Consider the following 21,078-nt stretch of genomic DNA (forward strand, 5'->3'; position numbering starts at 1 on the left):
TGCTCCCAGCATGAACTATTGTTCATCCCGCTACGCCACCGTTCGCCGTTTCACGACCGAAGCCAAGGTCGGCGCCGTTGGCATCGGACACCAAAATCCGGTGCGCGTGCAGTCGATGACCACGACCAACACGCAGGACGTCGAGGCGACCGTAAAACAATCCATCGCCCTCGCCGAAGTCGGTTGTGAAATCGTCCGCGTCACCGCGCCCAACCACGCCGCCGCCCGCGCCCTCAAGGACATCCGCAAAAAACTCACCGCCGCCGGCTTTGGGCACATCCCGCTCGTGGCCGACATCCACTTCCTGCCCTCCGCCGCGATGGAGGCCGTCGAGCACGTCGAAAAAATCCGCGTCAATCCCGGCAACTACGCCGACAAGAAAAAATTCGCCGTCAACGAGTATTCGGATGCCGAATACGACCGCGAACTTCAGCGCATTTACGAAGCCTTCACCCCGCTCGTTCTCCGCGCCAAAGCCCTTGGCCGCTCCCTTCGCATCGGCACCAACCACGGTTCCCTCTCCGACCGCATCATGAACCGCTATGGCGACACCCCGCTTGGCATGGTCGAGAGCGCCCTTGAGTTCCTGCGCATCTGCGAAAGCCACAATTTCAAAAACATTGTGCTCTCGATGAAGGCGTCCAACCCCAAGGTCATGATCCAGGCCTACCGCCTTCTCGTCGCCCGCATGGATCAGGAAAACATGCACTACCCGCTCCATCTCGGCGTGACTGAGGCGGGCGACGGTGAAGACGGCCGCATAAAAAGCGCCATTGGCATCGGCAGCCTCCTCCACGACGGACTCGGCGACACCATTCGCGTCTCCCTTACCGAGGACAGCGTTTACGAAATCCCCGTCGCCCAAAAACTCGCCGCCAAAGCCCACGCCATCTGGGCAAATGGTAGGGAGGCCTCTCCGAGGCCTCCGTCGTCGTACCAGTTGAAGGAATGCGAAACGCATAAAAATTCGGCGCGCAATTGCGGAGGCCTCGGAGAGACCTCCCTACCGAATACTGCCTCCTCGACCACCGATAGCATCGACCCCTACCACTACACCCGCCGCGAAATCCTCCCGCAAAAACTAGCCTGCGGAATCCCTGTCGGCCCCGACCATCCCCCGCGTGTCTTCACCCGTGACGTTTACCCTCCCCCCCCCCCCCCCTCTGCCGACACTCCCATCGAAGGCCGCATCATCGCCATCCCTGACACCGCCACCCTAACCGCCTTCGTGGCGCGGGCTTTTTCTGCCAAACGCCCACACCCCTTTCGTGGCGCGGGCGTCCCGCCCGCAACCCTTGCCCCTCAGCCAAAAACCGCCGACCCCCTGCCGCCCCCATTCGTCCTCGACCTCGCCCCATCCATCACGCTCGCCGAACTCAAATCTCAAATCTCCAACCCCGAACTCCCGCCGTTAATCCTCCTCCGCTCTTTCACCTCCTCAAACACCGACGCCACCGTGCTGCGCGAATTTGCCGCCTACGCTCACGCGCAGCACCACACCCTCGCCATCGCAACAACCGCCGACGCCCTTGCCACGCTCGCGCCCACACTCCGCACGCTTCCACCCGACCAACGTCTCATCTTTACCCTCCCCCCCCCCCCCCCCCCCCATTTCGCATCCCCAAGATTTTCTTTCGCGACTCCTCGACGCCTCGATCCTCACCGGCGCTCTCCTTTGCGACGGCATTGGAGACATTGTGAGCATTGAAACTGACCCCGACCCCACCCGCGCCACCAAACTCGCCTACAACATCCTGCAAGGCGCTGGAGCCCGCGTATCCAAAACCGAATACGTAGCCTGTCCTTCCTGCGGACGCACCCTCTTTGATTTGCAAACCACCACGCAACGCATTCGTGAAAAAACCGGCCACCTCAAAGGCGTGAAACTCGCCATCATGGGCTGCATCGTGAATGGCCCCGGCGAAATGGCGGATGCCGATTTTGGATACGTCGGAGGCGCACCGGGGAAAATCAACCTCTACGTCGGCAAAACCTGCGTCCAATACAACATCCCCCAAGCCGAAGCCGACGCCCGCCTCATCGCCCTCATCAAAGAACACGGCAAGTGGATGGAGCCCGCCGATGCCGTGCCCGAAGCTCCCGTCCCGGTGCCTTCTGGTTCAGGCTGACCGGTAAACGACGGGGAATTATCGGAAATCCTGTGTCCGGGCTCCGTGTTCTGCAAAGTCGTTTTGGAAGAACAAAGGCGTGAAGCCGCAAAGAGAAGTGCCTGCTTGACCTCGGCTTCGGAAAACGCCAGACAACGCCCTTCTCTCGTCGCATCGACGCAATTTTCCGCCAACTCATTCAACCCAGGCATCACTTAACCCGGAAACCACTAACCCAAAATAACTCTAGTTTTGCGTAGCTTCGGCTGCTGTCGTTATCGAAACCTTGGAAATTTCGAGATAGAGAGGCCGCGCTGGAGATGCGCCCCGTGCTGGGGCGCATTGAAAGCGTCTTCTCTATGGGCCTTCCAAGGTGCCCGATAACGGACGCAAGTAAATGCGTCCCTTTTTTGTATCCAAGTAACAAGGGTTTTCTCCTCGCCCTTGAATCAAGGGTACATCCAAGGACATTGGCAAAAGCGCGTTCCTTTTGCCTTATGAACACAACAGTTCCAAAATTTATAAAAGAAGACCACTCCTTGCGTGAGGAATGGTTTAATTCCTACAAAAACCCGGATATTGATTTTATCTACGATGGCGCAACAGACCCGACGCTGTGGATCGAAAGCCGCTGGCGGATCATGTGCCTTTTGAAAGAGGCGCATGGAGGTGGGAAGTGGAATCATGCGGAAGCCATCAAGGAGGCCGACGGTTTGCTTCGTGTTGGAGGAACCGCAAACCAAGCCACCCATTACAGAATGATCGAATGGCTGCATGCGATCGAATGCACGTTGGATCAAGCCGATCCGAATATCGAAAAGGACCGGAAGGAGGATTACCGGGAGGCGCGGAAAACCATGCTCCGTTCGGCTTGGGTTAATATAAAAAAAGCAAACGGCGTGGCGACATCCGATTATGACGACTTGAACCATGTCGTAAAGAAGGATGCCCGATTTCTCCGCCAGCAGATCGACCTGTTGAGTCCACGTCTGATTCTGTGCGGAAACACCTTCGGGCTTGTAAAAGATGAATTGTTTCCCGGATACAAGCGGATCCCCGGTGCAGACTGCAGTTATCATCAGGGACAGGATCGTATTATGATCGACTATTGGCACCCTGCACGGAAATCAAAGGATTCCTGGAAACCTCTCGTCGAGGAAATCCGATCAATTCGTAAAGCCGGTTTCTTGCTGAAATGATACTCCGCCCGACATCAACCGACAAACCGTCATCAACTCGATAAAACACAGCAACGGAGCACCTGAATTATCATTCGCTATGAATACAAAAATTAGCACCAATCGCGTACTCGCTGTGCTGCCCCTGTTACTTCTGTTTGCGAGCACAGCAGTAGCGATAGCAGCCTCGGCCATCAGCCTGTCAGGCGACCTGTCCTTTGGTAACGTCATCGTCGATCAGACCACAACACGCACGCTGACAATCCGCAATACCGGCAGTACCTCCCTTGCGATATACAGTATCACTTACCCGAATGGTTGTTTTTCCGGCGACTGGAGCAGCGGAACCATCGCTGCTGGCGGAACGCGCAACGTAACCATTACCTTTACACCCACTGCAGCCCAAAGCTATGGAGGCAACATAACCATCGTCTCCAACGCCGCCAGCGGCACAAACACCCAGGAAGTTTCTGGCTCTGGCATTGCGTTCGCCCTCTCCGGTGACTTGTTTTTTAGCAACGTTTTGGTGGGGCAAACCGCTACGCGCAAGCTGACGATCAGCAACACCGGCAACACTTCCTTTGAGGTAATGAATATCACCTACCCGGTTGGCTTTTCCGGCAACTGGAGCAGCGGCACCATTGATGCCGGTGAGACCCGCAATGTGACCGTCTCCTTTGTACCCGCTGCCACCCAGAGGCACGAAGGTAATGTGACTGTCGTCACCAATGCCGTCGGCGGCACAAAGACCCGAAGTGTTTTCGGCAATGGAATCCCGGCGGCAGGATCTTCTATAGTCGCAGTCTCCGCTGGCAATCACTCCTTGTTTCTATCCAGTAACGGCATCGTCTGGGGTTCCGGTTGGAATGATGGCCAGCTTGGCGATGGCACCACGACCCATCGCAGCATACCGGTACAGATCACGAGCGACGGAGTTGCCATTTCGGCTAGCCTCGGCCACTCACTTTTTCTGAGGAACGACGGCACTGCCTGGGCTTCCGGTTCCAATTACTATGGCCAGCTTGGTGACGGCACAAAAATCGACTCCCATACGCCGGTGCAGATTATGACTGACGTTGCTGCAGTTTCTGTTGGTGCTTGGCATTCCTTATTTCTGAAGGTTGACGGCACCGCTTGGGCCTCCGGCTATAACTACCTTGGGCGACTTGGCGACGGCACCACCACCAACCGCAGTACGCCGGTACAAGTCATGCGCGATGTTGCTGCTATTTCGGGAGGCGGTTCTCACTCCTTGTTTCTCAAAAGTGACGGCACCGCTTGGGCCACTGGTTATAACGGTTCCGGCCAGCTTGGCAATGGCACGACGACCAACCGTAGCACGCCGGTACAGGTCATGAGAGATGTAGTCGCCATTTCGGCCGGTTCCTCTCACTCCTTGTTTCTCAAAAGTGACGGCACCGCTTGGGCCACTGGTTATAACAGTTCCGGCCAGCTTGGCAATGGCACGACGACCAACTGTAGCACGCCGGTACAGGTCATGAGAGATGTAGTCGCCATTTCGGCCGGTTCCTCTCACTCCTTGTTTCTCAAGAGAGACGGTAGCGTCTGGGCCTGCGGTTCCAACGAGTATGGGCAACTCGGCGACGGCACCACCGACAACCGGACCACACCGGTGCAGGTCATGAACAAGGCAACTGGCATTTCTGCAGGCAACCAACATTCCTTATTCCAGAGGTCCGATGGGACTGCCTGGGCTTCCGGTTCCAACGGTTCCGGGGCGCTTGGCGACGGCACCACTATCCCCAGACGTAGCGCGGTTCGGTCAGATATTGAAGCCACGCGCATTGTCGCATTCTCTGGCAATCTGTCTTTTGGCAACGTTACTGTTGGGCAAGCGGCCGTCCGAGTGCTTGAGATTACCAACGTCAGTGCCTCCACCCTCAACGTGACCGGGATCATCTATCCCTCTGGCATCACTGGCGATTGGAATGGTCAGATCATCCCACGGGGAGAGACCGAAATCGTGACCGTGATGTTTAAGCCGACTGCCGCCCAAAGCTACGGCGGTGATGTAGCAATCCGGGTCAATCACTCTGGCGACACCGATACTCGCAGTGTCTCCGGCATTGGCATTGCCGCCGAAAATGCTCCCGACGTGGTTGTTGTTTCTGCAGGCAGTTCCAGTTCTTTTTTTCTCAAAGCCGACGGCACGGCCTGGGCTTCTGGTAGTGCCTCCGGTATGACAATTCCTGTCCAGATCATGAATGACATGGTCGCCGTTTCAGACAACTCTCACTCCTTGTTTTTGAAGAATGACGGTACCGTCTGGGCCTCCGGTTCTAATGGCTTCGGCCAGCTTGGCGATGGCACGAGGACTAATCGCTCTACGCCGGTGCAGGTCATGGATGGCGCGGCTTCTATTTCTGCAGGCGGTAATCACTCTTTGTTTTTGAAGGCCGACGGTACTGTCTGGGCCTCCGGTTACAACAGCGACGGCCAACTCGGTGATGGTACCAAGACCGACCGTGATACGCCCGTGCAAGTCATGAGTGACGTGACTGCCGTTTCGGCTGGTTACTCGCACTCCTTGTTCCTGAAAAGGGACGGCACCGTCTGGGCTGTCGGTTCCAACAATTTCGGTCAGCTTGGTGACGGCACCAAAACCGATCGCTCTACGCCAGTGCAAACCATGAGTGGCGTTATGGCTATTTCAGCAGGTGATTCTCACTCCTTGTTTTTAAAGAGGGATGGCACCGTCTGGGCCTCTGGTATCAATGAGTCTGGTCGGCTTGGCGACGGCACCACCACCAATCGCAGCACGCCAGTGCAGATCATGGGGAATGTGGCTGCTATTTCAGCAGGCGGCTCTCACTCTTTGTTTTTGAAGGCCGACGGGACCGTCTGGACTACCGGCTGGACCTTTGAAAACTATGCGCCAGTGCATATCATGAGCGAGGTCACGGCTATTTCCGCTGGTACCTCTCATTCATTATATCTAAAAAACGATGGTTCTGCCTGGGCTTCCGGTTACAATTACTATGGCCAGCTTGGTGATGGCACCAGGACCAAACGTGATGAACCAGTGCAAGCCATTGCCCCCGTCCCCACTCGCGTGATCGCGCTGTCGGGCGATCTGTCCTTCGACAGCGTGATAGTGGGACAGACGGCAACGCAAACTCTGACCATCAGCAATACGGGCACTGCATTCCTCACCGTGACAGGCATCAGCTTCCCGTCCGGCTTCAGCGGCGATTGGAACAGCGGCACGATTACGGCAGGCGGCACTCAGGCCGTGACAGTATCCTTTAAGCCGACAGCGGCATTGAGCTATAGCGGCAAGGTGACGATCCTCTCCGATGCGACCAGTGGAACGAACACATGTGTAGTCAGTGGAATCGGGACGACTTTTTCAGTTTTCCCCGTTATCATGACACAGCCTGTATCACAAAACAAATGGCAAGGCGAAAGCGCAACCTTCTCGGTGAGCGCCACCGGTCAAGGCACGTTGAGTTATCAATGGTATTTCAATGGCAAGGCGATCAAGGGCGCGACCGGTTCCAGCTACACTATCGCCAAGGTTGTCGCGAAAAACGCGGGCAACTACACCGTCACGGTCAAAAACGCCAATGGCACGGCCACCAGCGACGCCGCCAGCCTCACTGTTAACGTGCCGCAAAAGCCGAAGGTCACCAGCAAGCCGACCTCGAAAATGGAAACCGGGCTCGGCAAATCCGTGACGCTCTCCGTGACCGCGACGGGCAACCCGCCACCGACCTTCCAGTGGCTGCTCAATGGCAATCCCATCTCCGGCGCGACGGGAGCAACCTGTACCATCGAGAACGTCGGCGAGCAAAACCTCGGCAGTTACAGCGTGGTGGTCACCAGTGGACCGAACACGATCACCAGCAAGGTGACGACGCTCAGCGCCATCCTGCCGCCGGTCATCGAGACTCCGGCTGCCGGTGAAAGCGACTTCACCTACGCATTGGCAACCAAAGGCGCGAAACTCACCGTCAAGCTCGCCAAAAACAAGGCCAAGCCGACCTACCAATGGTTGCTCGACGGCAACCCCATCCCCGGCGCAACCAAGGCCAGCTACACCGCGAAGACCGATGGCCAGTACAGTGTGCGCGTGACCAATGGCGCGGGCACGGTCGAGCGCGTGATCGCCAACGTTAAGCTCATCGTGCCGCCAAAATTCGATGCGAAGGCCGGCTTGATTGCCGACAGGACGGAGATTGTCGCCGACGTCGGCCAATCGGTGACGTTCACCGCGAAACTCGCCGAGGGCACCGGCCCGTTCACTTGGACATGGCTGGACGGCAAAACCGTCCTGAAAACACACATGAGTAGTTCGCTCACCGATACCTTCACCCTGACCAACGTCGCCAAGGCGCAAAAAATCAGCGTGCAGGTCGAGAGCGTGAAGGACGCGAAGGGCAAGCCGCTGGCCAAGGCGAAGAGCAAGGCCGTGGTGATCAAGATCGTGCTCCCGCCGCAAATCGTGTCGCTCACGGTGAAGCCCGGCGAAGAAATCGCCCCCGGTAAGACCGCGACCCTCACCGTCAAGGCGACTGGCACGAAGAAACTCGTTTACGAATGGCGCGGTCCCGATGGCGAGGTCATTCGAGATGCCAGGGGACCGGTCAACAAGGCGTCGCTGACGCTCAAGCCGGCGTCCAAAACCGCCACCGTCACCGCCGGGACCTATGCCGTTCGCGTGAGCAACGGCGCGGGCGATAGCTACGCCAGGACCGCCAGCGTGACCATCAAGGTGCAGGCTTCCGCCGCCACGGCGAAAACGGCCGGCATCTCCGGTATCACCGCACTGTCGTCAACCGCGGAGTCAACGTCCTCCGGGTCCAATGCCGCTTCCGTGACAGGCCGCTTGCCGACCGCCGCGGATACGCTCCGCCTCACCGACCTGATTACGGGCGAAACCAGTCTGCTCGACCTTGGCGACAGTTCGCGGCAAAACCTCCGCAGCGAATGGCTGGTCCACGGCACGGTGCGCGTGAGCTTCGATCAACTCAGCGGCCACGCTGTCGGCGAGGATACCATCTGGGAAGCCGTCACGCTGGATCTGACCTTCGATGGCGACGATTCCGGCTTATACATGATGACGTCCGTCCGGGTTCGCGTCGCCGCCAACGGCGACCTCGTTGAAGACCCCGAGTCCGGCACCGGCTTCGGCGTGTTCGAGCTGGAGTGAGTTCCCGGTCCGAAAGGCTGTCCCGAGCCAATCACCGCGCAGACCTCGTTCCGGATTCCGGGGGAATGAGAGTTTTGCTCCGTCCCCGTCCGGCATCGTGCAACAAACGCTGCCGGTAACACCGCTGCCGCTCCGCCGCCTTGGCCCGCTGTTCACTCGCGGGAACGGTCGGACGTCCGGCCCGCTTTTTGAACAACTGCCGCGCCGCCACCGGCACATAAAAAACATTGAACGCCCGGAAACATGCCGGCGCGAAACGCAGCGCGTCGATCCTGTCCAGTGCGCTTGCATTGTGCCCCTCCGCATATCCGCCCTGAAACCACGGACGAGCCAAGGCCGGTGTTGCTGTTACCCATCCGGGAACCGGCGTCCCGGCGTGCAGGCAAAGATGCGCCACATGCGCCGCAAGCAAAGCATCCGCCAGACCTCCAGACTTCCTCTCCGCAAAAACCTTCCGACACGCGCGTGGGCGCTCGGCAACACGCCGGGCCAGTTCGGCGCGCGAATGAACATGTCGGAACTCGTGCAACCAATCCGTGAGATTGAGCGAGAATTCCGGCAAATCATGCGCCCACGCCGCCACCTCCGCCGCCGTGCGCGGGCGACGATTGACGTTGGTTTTGTAAGAGGTCGAAACAGACATTGCAGAAAATGGTTTCAGGAAGGCGCGTGCGCTTTTTCGATAATCGCTTCGATGACCAAGCGCGCCGTGTCATTGAGGATGTAGTCGGGGAAAAACTCCTCAAGGATCTCGTCCACTTCGTCTGCCGAGCGGATGTTTTCGTGACGAAACAGCACGGCAAGATCCTCGCGATCTCCCGCGATGCCCGGAAGCGGACGCCGCAATGCCCGCGCTTTCATTGCGATGAGGTATCGTGGCGAAGGCGCGCTGATTCGCAACCCTGGCGCCTCCCGCAATTCGGTCGGAAGCACAAACGGCGTGACGCGCGCGCGGGCACCGCGTGCGGCGAGTTCGTTGGACAAAAATTGTCGCACCTCGTCGTTGATCCAGTTGTCCGGAAGATCGAGTTCGGCCTGAACCTTGCGTGCCAGCGTCAGCGTTTCCGCACGCGGGCGAAAGATGGCATCGATGTCCTTGGTCGCCTGTCGCGAGTCGAAATGGAGCATCATTGCCACTCCACCATAAACGGTGATCTCAACCATGCTTCCCTCGGCTGCGGCGAGTTCACCGAGCCGCCGCAAAGCCTGAATGAGAATCTGCTTTTTCATAATTTTACGTCACGTTACGGAAAATAGCCAATGATGCAAGGATTCGCCTCCGGTTAATCCCATTGTCAGTTCCAGCGCATGCCCCGCGTGGTGGTCCGCCTCCCGCAATTTGCGGGCCAATGCCAGTTGGGCAACTGGGTATGGACCAGAAAACTCATGCAGGTTGTTCCTGCGACGCCCGCCGCTTCCTTGCCGTTAACCAGTGTAGGAAAAATACCCTTGCGATGGTAATGGACAGGTTGGACGGCTCGCGGTTGTGGTGAATTGAATAGCCTGGCTGCTGCGTTGGATTGCTGCCGCCGGACAACAATCCCGACAATAACCCTGTCACCCATGTCCCACCACACGTGCCCTTCCCGTCCCGTTTCCATTACGTTCATTTGGCTTCTCGTTTTTACGTTATCCCGCCTGTGCGCGCAAACATCGCCGTCAGGCATGACCGCCCGTCTTGATTCCGAAGGCGTGCTCATCACGGCCGATATCGCCGGCCAGTTCGTCATGGAAATGCCGCGCCTCATGATGCGCCCCGACGATTATGAAGGCCGCAAACCCGCCCTCGCCATTGAAACCCCTGTGCGCGCAACCGCTCGTTATCCCGGAGGCGGAGAAATGCGCATCACCATCGACGGACTCCGTATCGACTATGCCTTCTCCGGTCTTCCCGCCGATGCACAGCGGTTCCGCGTCACCACTCTCATCCCGATCAAATTCGCGCAAGGCGGCGCCTTTGCCCTCATGCCCGGCATGGCCGGCCCCCCCCCGCCCTCTGCCTTGCCCTCCGCTTCCGATTTTCATCCCTTTCCCGCCGCGAAGAATGTCCAAAATATTGCCCAAAACAATGGATGCGGGCTCGTGCTTCGCGATCCGGCAGACGCGGGGTTCAGCGTCACCACGCCATACGGTTTTCAGGAGTTGCAGGACAACCGCGTCTTCAACTGGCCCGTGTTTGCATGGATTTTTAACTACAAGTTCGATGAGCACGCCGGCGAAACCGGATTCTCGATTCAACTTGCCCCGCTCCAGCCAACACTTTCGTCAGCCCCCGCCTTTTTCATCGATCGATTCGGTCAGTTTGTCCGACGCGATTATCCCGGAAAAATCACCAATGAACAACAACTGCGCGACGATGCCGCCAGCGATGCCGCCAGCCTCGCCCGCCTTTCGCGCGCTCCCCGCGACCCTTGGGGGGGCCTGCCCGGCAGCCGCCAAAAACATGATCTCCGCGCCACGGGATATTTCCGCACCGACCATGCCGGCGGCCGCCAGGTGCTGGTCACGCCCGACGGCAACGTTTTTTTTCAACTCGGCGTCTGCTGCATTGGCACCAACGAAAGCATGACTCTCGTCCGTGGACGCGAACGCATCTTCGAATGGCTGCCCCCGCGCCAAGGCAAGTTTGCCGGCGCCTGGTTCCCAGACGACCCAACCGGCGTCGTGTCGTTTTACACCGCCAACATCGTTCGCAAATATGACGCCCCGTGGGACGAAGAAAACGAGTCGGGCCGCGCCGTCGAACGCCTCCGCGCCTGGGGTTTCAACTCCGCCGGAGCCTGGTCCACGCTTACTCGCACAATGAAAAATGCCCGCTTTGCCGGCACGCCCCAGCTTCCCTTGGAACCCTGGATGGCTCCCGGCCTGCGCCCCATGCAAGGCGCTACGCGCACCTACGATCCCTTCCAGCCCGGCGTCGAGGAGATCATCGACCGCGCCTTCGCGAAAAACGTCGCGCCTCACGCCAGCGATCCTGCCATCATCGGCTGGTTCATCGAAAACGAAGTGCTTTACGAAAACATCCCCAAGGTCGTCCCCGCGCAGAAAAGCGATTCGCCTTCAAAACTTCGCCTCGTCGAATTGCTGCGTGAAAAATACGACGGCGCCATTGACCGCTTCAACGCCGCCTGGGGACTCGGCGCCGCTCCTTTCGCCAGCTTCGATGAACTCGCGGACACTCCCCTTTTCGCAACCACGCCGGCCTCCGCCGCTGACATGCGCGACTTCATGGCGCTCTTTCTCGAAACCCACTATTCACGAGTCGAACGCCTCTTTCGCAAACACGCCCCCAACCATCTCCTGCTCGGTTCCCGCTGGCAACCCGGCACCGCTGCCAGCGAGCAACTCGTCCGTATCGCCGCTCGCAATACAGACGTCGTCAGCGTCAACTATTACACGGACAAAATCGACCCCGCCTTCCTGCGCCGCATTCACGAATGGAGCAGCCAAAAACCGCTCCTCCTCAGCGAATGGCACTACACCGCCGCGGATCAGGGACTTGGCGGACACCAGGCGGTTGCCAGCCAGAAAGAACGCGGCATGGCTTATCGCAACTACGTGGAAAAGCCGCCGCGCTTCCTTTCGTCGTCGGCAGCCAATGGTTCACCTATACCGATCAGCCGACCACGGGCCGCTGGTTTGAAGGATTCAACGGCGAGGCCGCCAACACCGGCCTGGTCAACGTCGCCGACCGCCCGTATCAAGAATTCATTACACAATGCAAGATCGCCAATGACGCCATTTATGACCTGATGTTTGGCGGTGGCACATCCTCGAGACCCTTTCGCCCCGACACGCCCTTGGGCGCGCCGGTGAAATTGGAACGCGAAAAGCTGAAGCTGACATTTGAGGAAAATTTCCGGGTGCCGGTTGATTTTTACAACCCCGTCAACGACAGCGGACGTTGGAAAACGAACTACTGGTTCGGCTGGCAGCAAAGCGCCTCATCGCGCACCTATGCGGCGGCGAAAGAGATTGCGGTGTACGAGGCTTACGCGGGCATAAACCCCTTTTCGCAAGACGGCCATTCGCTGGAGATTCACGTCAATCCCGCGCCCGCCGGCGACCCGCGCATGGACGGTAAACTTTACACAGGCGGCACCCTCACCACGGAAAAAAGTTTCGCCCAGCGCTACGGTTTTTTCGAGGCGAGCATCACGATGCCAGAGGGCCCCGGATTCTGGCCCGCGTTCTGGCTCTGGTCGCGTCAGGGGCCGGACAGTCTGGGGAACGAAATTGACATCGTGGAAGGCCAGACCGTCAACCCAGCCAAGACCTGGCATTCCCTGCATCTGCGAGCGCGACCGGGCTTGGATGGCAAACCGGTCTCTGTCCCGGAAAAACCGGACACGGCGGAGGCCGCCGCGGAGGACATTGCCCGGCCACACACCTACGGATTGCTTTGGACGCCGGAGGAAATCGTCTGGTTTGTGGACGACAACGAGGTGGCGCGGCGTCCCAATCCGGGATTTCACGATGAGATGTTTCTGATTTTGAGCGTGGGCGTTGGCGGCTGGGAACCGGGGAATGCGCTGCCTGAAAAATTCCCGGGCAAGATGCGCGTCCACTTTGTCCGTGTTTATCAGTTGCGATGAGAGGTCGGCGCGCCGCCGAACAGCTAACCAGTGTTAGCGTCGCCTTGCTTTCCTTGCCTCATCTTTTCAGCAGACTGCATCCGCATGAACCCACCCAGACCCATTCCCCTATGCGTGTTCCTCCGCGGTTCCTCCCCGCACAGCGCCCGCGACGCTTTCACCCTGATTGAACTCCTCACGGTTATCGCCATCATCGGCATCCTGGCCGCCATCATCATCCCGACCGTTGGCAAAGTGCGCGAATCCGCCCGCCGGGCGGAATGCACCTCCAATCTCCGGCAGGTGGGCATGGCCATCATCGCCTACACCGGAGACCACAAGGAGCGGCTTCCCGGCCCGCTCTGGTCGGGAATCGGCGCCTATTGCTCCACCTCCGACGACGCGCTTCTCGGCAACCTCATCGCGCCCTACCTCAACCAAGCCCGCCCCACTACGCCGAACGCAAAATGGCTGATGCCCATGCTCGCCTGCAAATCATGGCTCGCCAAAACCACCAGCGACCCGCTGACCGTCCTGTTTTATTCCATTCCCCATTCGCCGAATTATTTCGGCCAGAAAAACGTGGATACCAAGCCCGTCCGCCGCATCACCGAAATCCCCTCGCCCTCCGCCACCCCCGCACTCTGCGAACGCACGGGCACGGCCATCGGGCTTCCCGACAAGATTGGCCCACACGGGAATCTCAAAAACCAGCTCTACTTCGACGCCCACGTGAAAGGCATTCCCGCCCCGTAGGTTTCCGTCCCTCAAGGCAGGTTGAAGTTGAAATGGAAACCCTGCGTTTCCAAAACATGTCGTCATGGAAAACCGTCGAATATCCCTGCGCGACTTGGCGCGCATGGCGAAAGTCTCTCATGCGACTGTGTCGCTCGCCCTGCGCAATTCCCCGGACGTTGCCGCCGCCACGAGAGAACGCATCGAACAACTTGCCCGTGCCTGCGGTTACCAGCCCGACCCCATGTTGCGCGCTCTGGCGGAATACCGGCGCGACAAAACAGCACCTCCCTATCAATCCACTCTGGCATGGATCAACTACTACCAGAACCCAGCCGACGCGGATTGCGTCGGCGATTTTCGTTTGCACCGCGAAGGCGCGGAGGAACGTGCGCGGGAACTCGGATACAAACTCGAACTTTTTACCCCGTGCCGCGACCGCCTTACCGCCCCCCAATTGGGGAAAATACTCCAGACACGAGGCATTCAGGGACTCCTGTTTGCGCCCTTGCCCAAACACGGGAAAATCGGGGATTTTGATTTTTCCCCCTTTGCCGCCATCACATTCGGCTATTCCCTGCTCGCACCCCAAATCCATCGTGTCGCCAACGACCAGTTCGAGGCCGGCTCGCTCGCGCTGACCAGGCTGCGGGAGGCAGGGCGGCGGCGCATCGGCTTTGTCACATCGCGGGGGCAAAGTGAGCGCACCAACTGGAATTTCATCGGCGGCTTCCTTGCGGCGCAGGCGGCGTTGCCGGAAAAGGAAAAAATCCCGGTCTTCATCCACGACGAAACTTTCCTCGACAAAAACGGCTTCAGGAAAATGCAGCCGTGGTTTCGGGCGCATCGTCCCGATGGCATCGTGACGCATTTTGGCGAGATGCCGGAGCATCTTCTCAAAAGCGGCCGTGCGATTCCCAAGGAGATCGCAGTGGCTTTGCTTTCGGTGATGCCCGGGGATTCCCGGTCCGGGGTGAATCTGAACTCGAAGGAGGTGGGCCGCTCCGCCATCGATTCGCTGGCGAGCATGCTATATCACAACGAAAAAGGCATCCCCAAGCTGTCCAAGCGCATCCTCGTGCAAGCCGTGTGGCAGGATGGTGACACGGTGTAGTTGACCAGTCATTACAACGGTCGGGCCTCTGGCGCAAAAAACCACCTAACCAGTGTTAGCTCCAACGCGCTTTTGCCGCGCCCGAATATCGGTATGCCTGCGTTCACCAAAACTCCACCTCACATGAAAACCACATCATCCGTTGACTCGCCTTTGCGTATTCGTCCCCAAAGCCTTCTGTCCGCCACCTTCGGGTTCGCCCTCCTCGCGGCGTCCATTCCCGCCAACGCCGCCACCCTTTACTGGAACAAAACCTCATCCACGCTCACTTGGGCCTCCTCCAACAACGCCAACTGGGCGGACTCCGCTGACGCCACAACCGGCTACGTGGCTTGGGCGGCCGGCAGCGATGCCGAAATCGTCACCGCCAACGCTCTGATCACACTCGGCGGCACTGCCATCAGCGTCGGCAACCTCACCGTCCGCAACGGAGCCACCTTCACCGGCACCACCAGCTACTCAACCACCGTCAACATTTCAGGAACCGGTGGCGGCGAAGGCGGCGGCGGAGACTTCACGCTCGCGGACATTGCTGGCGGCGGCGCCAAAGCCCGTATTGCATTTACCGCTACAACCACTGGTGACGGCTACAACGGCACCATCACCGTCAACAGCTTCACCGAAGCCTTCTCCGGCCTCGTGCTCGGCGGCACCACCAAGCCCGCCTCCCCCCCCGCCACGCTTGGCGGCACCGGCGTCAACACGCACGTCATCCTCAACGGCGGAAGACTCATGCTGGAAAGAGGACTTGCCGGCACCGCCGCCACCATTGGAAGCCTTTCAGGCACCGGAGTCATCGCCTTGGAAGGCTTAGCCGCCGGCAGCTCTGGCACCCGCACCCTGCGTGTCGAACAAGCCACCGACACCACCTTTTCCGGCGTTATCGGAAGCACCACGACCACCCAGACCAGTAATGTCCTCGCTCTCGTCAAAGCCGGCGCGGGACGACTCGACATCACCAGCACGGAGACAAGCAGCTATGCCGGCGACACCACGGTCGAAGGCGGCAAGCTTTACCTTGCCGGTACCTTCGGCAGCACAAGCGCCGGTGGCGCCAACATCAACCAAGGCAATTTCATCATCAAAACCGGCGCGACGCTCGGTCTCTCCGGCACCTTCAACATCGGCGCGGCAAAAGCCGTCACCATCGAAGACGGCGGGACGCTCGATCTCTCCAAGGGCAACGCCACTCTCGACTGCATTGGCAGCACCGTCACAAGCAAGGGTCTCGTCTTCGGCGGCAACGCCACACTCCTCGCGTCCGTTGGCGCGGACGGCTCGACGCTCACCTTCGCCGACGCCTCCATGACTGGCTCCGCCACCGGAGGCGACGGCAGTATCCAGGTCAAATTTACAAACACCGGTGCACAAATTGGCGGAACCTACGATCTGATCAGTTTCGGCGGCACAACCCCCGGCATCGCGCTCACTGCCTTCGCGCTCGCGCAGGAATCCATTGATGCGGGTTGGGCCGGCGACTTCACCTACGGTGGCGACGGCAACACCCTGCAATTCACCGTCAGCGCCATCCCCGAATCAGCGACAACCGCCGCCCTCCTTGCCGGTCTCGCGGTCGCCACCGTCGTCCTTCGCCGCCGCCGTTAAAAACAAAACACCGGATACCGCTCCTTGATGGAACATCCCATGGCTTGGCAGTGCCTCACTGGATGTTCGACGCGAAGCGTCGCCCCCCCCTCCCATTCATTCCCTTATGCGTCACTCACCACGCCGCCTCTCCCTGTTTGTGCTCGCACTGGTCGCCCTTGTGCCAGCCATCTCCCCCGCCAGCACCTCAGCCCTTGATGCACCCGCGCCCAAATCCGAAACAAAAAAAACTTCCCCGCTCTGGCTTGATGCGGAAGCTGTCACCAAAATCCAGATACAGGAAGAAAGCGATCCGCTCATGCGCGACCTGCTCACCGCCATCAAACGGAACGCAGGAAAAATCGCCCCCCTCCCTCCCCCCGTCCATCCCGGCACGGCAAAAAATGACGGATACCTCAATCAGTTTCGCGCCTTCGCCGGGCGCCTCGAAGTGAACGCCTTTCTCTGGCGGCTTACTGGCGAACAAAACCACCTCGATCTCGCGCGCCGCGACCTCCTCGCCGTCTCCGCCTTCCCCGATTGGAATCCGAACCACTTCCTCGACACCGCCGAACTTGGCGCGGGCACCGCCCTTGCCTGGTCCTGGCTCGCCCAGGACCTCTCCGCCGCCGACAACGCCGTGATCCGCGACGGCCTCCGCCGCAACCTCCTCGCCCTCGCCCCGCGCGCCTATCAGCCCGAGGGACGCGGTGGCCTCAACTGGTCCGCCTTCGGCACAAACCCCAAAACCACCAACAACTGGAATTTTGTCTGCAACCAAGCCTTTGTCGCCGCCGCCTTCGTGCTCCGCGACGACGAACCGCAACTCTCCCGCCTCGTCTTTGATGGCGCCCGCCGCTCCCTGCCACTCGCCCTGCGCGGATACGCGCCCGACGGCGTCTGGCCCGAAAGCATCACCTACTGGAGCTACGGCACCTCCAACCTCGCCAAAACCCTCGACATCCTCCAGCGCCCGCAAACCGGCGCCGATGGCATCGCCGCGCTCGCCGCCGCGCCCGGACTCAACCGGACCGCTCTCTACGCGCTCCAAATTTTCGGCACCAGCGGCTTCTGTTTCAACTTCGGCGATGGCGGACTCGTCCCCGACCGCGAAACGTCCGCCGCCACCATGACCCTGCTCGCCAGGCACTTCAACCAGCCGGAAATCCTCCCCGAAACACGCCGCCGCCTCGCCATCAAACTCCGCTCCCCGCTCACCGGATACGAACGTTCCCTGCCCTCCGGCTCGGCCGGACGCGGCCTCGTCTTCGCCGCCATCTTTTTCCCCGCACAACCGGAAAACACCTCCCCTCCCCCCCCCCCGCGTTCCGCCCATTTCCGAGGTGACACTGAACTCGTCATCCTGCGCGCCGCCGACGCTTCCCCCGATGCCCTCTGGTTTGCAATCAAGGCCGGCAAAAACGGCCTCAGTCATAGCCATCTCGATCTCGGCTCTTTCGTCCTCGACGCCCTTGGTGAACGCTGGGCCATCGACCTCGGCTCGGAAAAATACAATCTCCCCGGCTATTGGAAATACGCCCAGGATGGACGCCGCTGGGATTACTATCGTTGCAACAACCGCGGCCACAACACGCTCACTTTCGACGATGCCCTCCAGGACGCCTTCGCCACCACTCCGGTCACCGCCTTCGACGACAAAGGCGACGCGCCCTCCGCCACACTCGACCTGACGCCCGCGTGGTCGCGCTTCGCCCAAAAAATCACGCGCACCGCCACCCTTGCCGCCGATGGCAAAACGCTCCTCTTGCGCGACGACATCGCGGGCCTGCGTCCCGACGTGCCGTTCGTCTGGCGGATGCACACCCGCGCCCGCGTCATGCTCTCTCCCGAAGCCCGCTCTGCCACGCTCACCCAAAACGGCAAAACCCTGCGCATCGAAATCACATCGTCCGCCGCCGACGTCATTTTCGACATCACGACCGCCGGGCCGCCGACCGCTGCCGAAAGCAAAAACCCCGGCGTCTCCGTTCTGGAAATTCGCATCGCCCCGCGCCCCGCGCAGGAAACGAACGCGAGCCTCGACGTCCGTTTCATCCCGCGCCCGGCGCAAGCAGGAGCCGCGCCGCGTGAACGCTGAAGACACCATGCCCGCTGAAAAAAAACCGGCGGGGAAAATCTGGCGCGCCGGCACGCTCACATACACGACGGGCGCGCTGGCCGTGCTCTTCTGCTGGCTGCTCTGGGGCGACTTCGCCTTCGCGCTCAAGGAGCGCTCCATCCCCTCCGTCCTCCAACTCCTCTTCAAACGCTTCGAGGCATCGGACACCCTGAGCGGCTTCCTCATCGGCTCGCTGCCAGCCATCCTGACCGTGCTTCTGAAGCCGGTCTTTGCCTACAAATCCGATCGGCACCGCGGACGCCTTGGACGCCGCATCCCGTTCCTCCTGTTGGGGACGCCGTTCACGGTCCTCGCAATGGGTGGACTGGCGGCCAGCCCGTGGCTTGGCCTGTGGTTGCACGACGTCCTTGGCGCGCGCTCGCCCGGCACCGCCCTTCTCATTCTGTGCCTGCTCGGCTTTTTCTGGGCGCTCTTTGAGGTGTCGAGCGTGATCGTCAACGCCGTCTTCGGCGGACTCGTCAACGACGTCGTGCCCGCGCCGCTGCTCGGACGCTTCTACGGCCTGTTCCGCGCCTTCAGTCTCCTTGCCGGGATCGTTTTCAACTACTGGCTGTTCGGGAAAGCCGAGAGCCACTACGCGCTGATTTTTCTCGGCATGGCGCTGATCTACGGCGTGGGCTTCACGATGATGGCCCTGAAAGTCCGCGAAGGCAGTTACCCTCCTCCCCCCCCCCTGCCGCCGCGCGAGACGTCCGTTGCAGGCTTCACACGGGCGGCCCGCTCGTATTTCCGCATTTGCTTTGGACGGCCTTATTACCTGCTGGTGTTCTTTTTCAAGGCAGTGATGTTCACCGCCACGATGCCGCCGACGCTCTTTGGCGTCTATTTCGCTAAAAAAATCGGGATGGACATGGGCACCTTCGGCAAATGCTACGCGCTCACCTATTTCATCTCGCTCGCGCTGGCCTGGCCGCTCGGTGCGCTGGCGGACAAGTTTCACCCCCTGCGTGTGAGTCTCGTGACCTCCGCCCTCTTCATGCTGGCAACGCTCTGGGGTTCCGTCTTCGCGAACAACATCACGCTTTTCGGCGTGGCGCTCGTGGCGCAGAGCGTTTGCGCGGGCGCGTGGATGACCTCCGCCGCCTCGCTCGGCTTGCGCTTGTATCCGCGCATCAGCTATGCCCAGTTCGCCTCCGCGCAGGGCATCATGACGTCCTTCTTCACCATGCTCGCCGGCCCCTGCGTCGGCTTCTTGCTCGACCGTACGGGACACGACTACCGCCTGATCTTTCTTGCCGCCGCGCTCCTCTCGCTTGTCGGCCTGATCGCCGGCATCGTCCTGCATTCGCGCTTCATGAAACTCGGCGGACCGGCAAATTACCAGGCTCCCGGCGGCGAGCTTGACGACTCATGACAAACGCCACGCCACGCACCCACACTATGAACCCGGACGCCTTTAGAATTTGCCTGATCGGCTGCGGGCGCCACGCCCGCATGGCGCATGGGCCCTCGCTCAGGAAATACCGCGACGAAACCCCCGGTGTCGTCCTCGCCGCGACTTGCGACATCAACCTGGACGCCGCCCGCGCTTTTGCCGCCGATTTCGGTTTTGCCGCCGCCCACACCAGCATCGACGCCATGCTCGACCGCGAGCAACCGGACGCCCTCAGCGTCGTCCTTCCCCCGCACCTGACCGCCGCCACCTGCGCCCCGCTGCTCGAACGCGGCATCCCCATGCTCATCGAAAAACCCCCGGCGATGACCTCGGCGCAACTCGACTGGCTTATCGCCGCCGCCGCCCGCGGCCACGCTCCCAATCAAGTCGCCTTCAACCGCCGTTACACACCGCTGCTCATGGAGACGCATCGCCTCCTTGATGAAAACCTCCCCCCCGGTGCTGTATTCCAAATCAACTACGACCTGATCCGGCACAATCGCCGCGACACGGATTTTTCCGTGACCGCGATTCATGCCCTCGACGCCATCCGCTACCTTGCTCGCAGTCCTTGGAGGCATGCTTCCTTTGCCTATGCCGAACTGCCCGCCTTGGGGCCGGGCGTCGCCAACATCGAAATGGATGCGCTTGCGGAAAGCGGCACCCGTATCCGCATGAACATCCAGCCAGTGGCCGGTGTCGTTGTTGAGCGCGTCAGCATCAATGCTCACAATCACTCGTTCCTTCTCGAACTCCCCATGTGGGGCGACGACCAGCGCGGCTATCTGCGATACTGGCGGGATGGCAGCCTCGTCTCCGACGTTTCCGAAAACGATGATGGCATTTCTTCCCGCCCGAAACCGTTGTTTGAACGCAGCGGTTTTTACGCGGAAAACAAAGCCTTCTTTGACGCCATCCGCCAGGGTCGCGCCCCAACGCCCGCCTTGTCCGAGACCTGCCAGCAAGTTGCCTTGATGCACGCCATCCGTCACCGGATTCGATCCGTGGACATGAACGCATCCCTCCCGCTTTCGACTGCCGGCACCGTCAGGCTGCGGGAAAAAGAGAGCCCCTGCGCACTTGTTTGAGTCCGTCCT

At 60.1% G+C, this 21,078-nt stretch carries 13 protein-coding genes and 1 pseudogene; 12 read left to right on the forward strand and 2 right to left on the reverse strand.

All coding sequences use genetic code 11. From position 1 onward, the window contains the following. The first annotated feature begins 10 nt into the window (after positions 1-10). The 4 genes and pseudogenes from ispG (at position 11) to OBACDRAFT_RS25605 (ending at position 8,459) form a co-directional block, all read left to right on the forward strand. The gene (ispG, locus tag OBACDRAFT_RS26790) at positions 11-1,708 is read left to right on the forward strand and encodes a (E)-4-hydroxy-3-methylbut-2-enyl-diphosphate synthase (protein WP_081722112.1); all 1,698 of its coding nucleotides are present in this window, start codon (positions 11-13) and stop codon (positions 1,706-1,708) included. Next, positions 1,641-2,129 (forward strand): annotated as a pseudogene (locus OBACDRAFT_RS16095) ((E)-4-hydroxy-3-methylbut-2-enyl-diphosphate synthase); the annotation flags it as partial. The gene ispG and the pseudogene OBACDRAFT_RS16095, both read left to right, overlap by 68 nt. Positions 2,130-2,605: 476 nt before the next feature. Beyond that, positions 2,606-3,307, forward strand: coding sequence for a hypothetical protein (locus tag OBACDRAFT_RS16100; protein ID WP_043587354.1), 702 nt, complete (start codon positions 2,606-2,608; stop codon positions 3,305-3,307). A 79-nt stretch (positions 3,308-3,386) separates the two neighbouring features. Then, positions 3,387-8,459 (forward strand): RCC1 domain-containing protein, encoded by a 5,073-nt coding sequence (locus OBACDRAFT_RS25605; RefSeq protein WP_052362121.1) that lies wholly within the window; start codon positions 3,387-3,389, stop codon positions 8,457-8,459. A 31-nt stretch (positions 8,460-8,490) separates the two neighbouring features. On the opposite strand, the gene OBACDRAFT_RS28395 is transcribed toward OBACDRAFT_RS25605, so the two are convergent. After that, positions 8,491-9,102 (reverse strand): hypothetical protein, encoded by a 612-nt coding sequence (locus OBACDRAFT_RS28395; RefSeq protein ID WP_157837134.1) that lies wholly within the window; start codon positions 9,100-9,102, stop codon positions 8,491-8,493. 14 nt (positions 9,103-9,116) lie between these two features. Next, positions 9,117-9,689: a hypothetical protein gene (locus OBACDRAFT_RS16115; protein WP_052362122.1), complete on the reverse strand. Its 573-nt coding sequence runs from the start codon at positions 9,687-9,689 to the stop codon at positions 9,117-9,119. A 435-nt stretch (positions 9,690-10,124) separates the two neighbouring features. Here OBACDRAFT_RS16115 and OBACDRAFT_RS28400 point away from each other — a divergent pair, with 435 nt between their 5' ends. The 8 genes from OBACDRAFT_RS28400 to OBACDRAFT_RS16150 all read left to right on the forward strand — a co-directional run bounded on the left by OBACDRAFT_RS28400 (position 10,125) and on the right by OBACDRAFT_RS16150 (position 21,069). Then, a complete protein-coding gene (locus OBACDRAFT_RS28400; protein WP_052362123.1) occupies positions 10,125-12,212 on the forward strand; it encodes a beta-galactosidase in 2,088 nt (695 codons plus the stop codon). A 59-nt stretch (positions 12,213-12,271) separates the two neighbouring features. After that, entirely contained in the window at positions 12,272-13,054 is a 783-nt protein-coding gene (locus OBACDRAFT_RS25610) for a glycoside hydrolase family 16 protein (protein WP_157837135.1), read from the forward strand. Between the two features lie 84 nt (positions 13,055-13,138). Further along, positions 13,139-13,789 carry a type II secretion system protein gene (locus OBACDRAFT_RS16125; RefSeq protein WP_081722114.1) on the forward strand — a complete coding sequence of 217 codons (651 nt, stop codon included), beginning with the start codon at positions 13,139-13,141 and terminating at the stop codon, positions 13,787-13,789. 64 nt (positions 13,790-13,853) lie between these two features. After that, complete coding sequence (locus OBACDRAFT_RS16130) at positions 13,854-14,882, forward strand: LacI family DNA-binding transcriptional regulator (protein ID WP_052362125.1); 1,029 nt, start codon at positions 13,854-13,856, stop codon at positions 14,880-14,882. A gap of 123 nt (positions 14,883-15,005) precedes the next feature. Further along, positions 15,006-16,487 carry a PEP-CTERM sorting domain-containing protein gene (locus OBACDRAFT_RS16135; protein ID WP_043587398.1) on the forward strand — a complete coding sequence of 494 codons (1,482 nt, stop codon included), beginning with the start codon at positions 15,006-15,008 and terminating at the stop codon, positions 16,485-16,487. Positions 16,488-16,593: 106 nt separating this feature from the next. After that, positions 16,594-18,564: a heparinase II/III domain-containing protein gene (locus OBACDRAFT_RS16140; RefSeq protein ID WP_052362126.1), complete on the forward strand. Its 1,971-nt coding sequence runs from the start codon at positions 16,594-16,596 to the stop codon at positions 18,562-18,564. Between the two features lie 7 nt (positions 18,565-18,571). Beyond that, positions 18,572-19,960: an MFS transporter gene (locus OBACDRAFT_RS16145; RefSeq protein ID WP_043587402.1), complete on the forward strand. Its 1,389-nt coding sequence runs from the start codon at positions 18,572-18,574 to the stop codon at positions 19,958-19,960. A gap of 26 nt (positions 19,961-19,986) precedes the next feature. Next, positions 19,987-21,069 (forward strand): Gfo/Idh/MocA family protein, encoded by a 1,083-nt coding sequence (locus OBACDRAFT_RS16150; protein WP_157837136.1) that lies wholly within the window; start codon positions 19,987-19,989, stop codon positions 21,067-21,069. Positions 21,070-21,078: the final 9 nt, after the last annotated feature.

The sequence above is a fragment of the Geminisphaera colitermitum TAV2 genome (assembly GCF_000171235.2).
Lineage (GTDB): Bacteria > Verrucomicrobiota > Verrucomicrobiia > Opitutales > Opitutaceae > Geminisphaera > Geminisphaera colitermitum.

Excerpts from the sequence above, each read along its gene's own strand:
- ispG (WP_081722112.1), top strand. The coding sequence starts at position 11 with ATGAACTATTGTTCATCCCGCTACGCCACCGTTCGCCGTTTCACGACC.
- OBACDRAFT_RS16100 (WP_043587354.1), top strand. The coding sequence starts at position 2,606 with ATGAACACAACAGTTCCAAAATTTATAAAAGAAGACCACTCCTTGCGT.
- OBACDRAFT_RS25605 (WP_052362121.1), top strand. The coding sequence starts at position 3,387 with ATGAATACAAAAATTAGCACCAATCGCGTACTCGCTGTGCTGCCCCTG.
- OBACDRAFT_RS28395 (WP_157837134.1), bottom strand. The coding sequence starts at position 9,102 with ATGTCTGTTTCGACCTCTTACAAAACCAACGTCAATCGTCGCCCGCGC.
- OBACDRAFT_RS16115 (WP_052362122.1), bottom strand. The coding sequence starts at position 9,689 with ATGAAAAAGCAGATTCTCATTCAGGCTTTGCGGCGGCTCGGTGAACTC.
- OBACDRAFT_RS28400 (WP_052362123.1), top strand. The coding sequence starts at position 10,125 with ATGACCGCCCGTCTTGATTCCGAAGGCGTGCTCATCACGGCCGATATC.
- OBACDRAFT_RS16125 (WP_081722114.1), top strand. The coding sequence starts at position 13,139 with ATGAACCCACCCAGACCCATTCCCCTATGCGTGTTCCTCCGCGGTTCC.
- OBACDRAFT_RS16130 (WP_052362125.1), top strand. The coding sequence starts at position 13,854 with ATGGAAAACCGTCGAATATCCCTGCGCGACTTGGCGCGCATGGCGAAA.
- OBACDRAFT_RS16135 (WP_043587398.1), top strand. The coding sequence starts at position 15,006 with ATGAAAACCACATCATCCGTTGACTCGCCTTTGCGTATTCGTCCCCAA.
- OBACDRAFT_RS16140 (WP_052362126.1), top strand. The coding sequence starts at position 16,594 with ATGCGTCACTCACCACGCCGCCTCTCCCTGTTTGTGCTCGCACTGGTC.
- OBACDRAFT_RS16145 (WP_043587402.1), top strand. The coding sequence starts at position 18,572 with ATGCCCGCTGAAAAAAAACCGGCGGGGAAAATCTGGCGCGCCGGCACG.
- OBACDRAFT_RS16150 (WP_157837136.1), top strand. The coding sequence starts at position 19,987 with ATGAACCCGGACGCCTTTAGAATTTGCCTGATCGGCTGCGGGCGCCAC.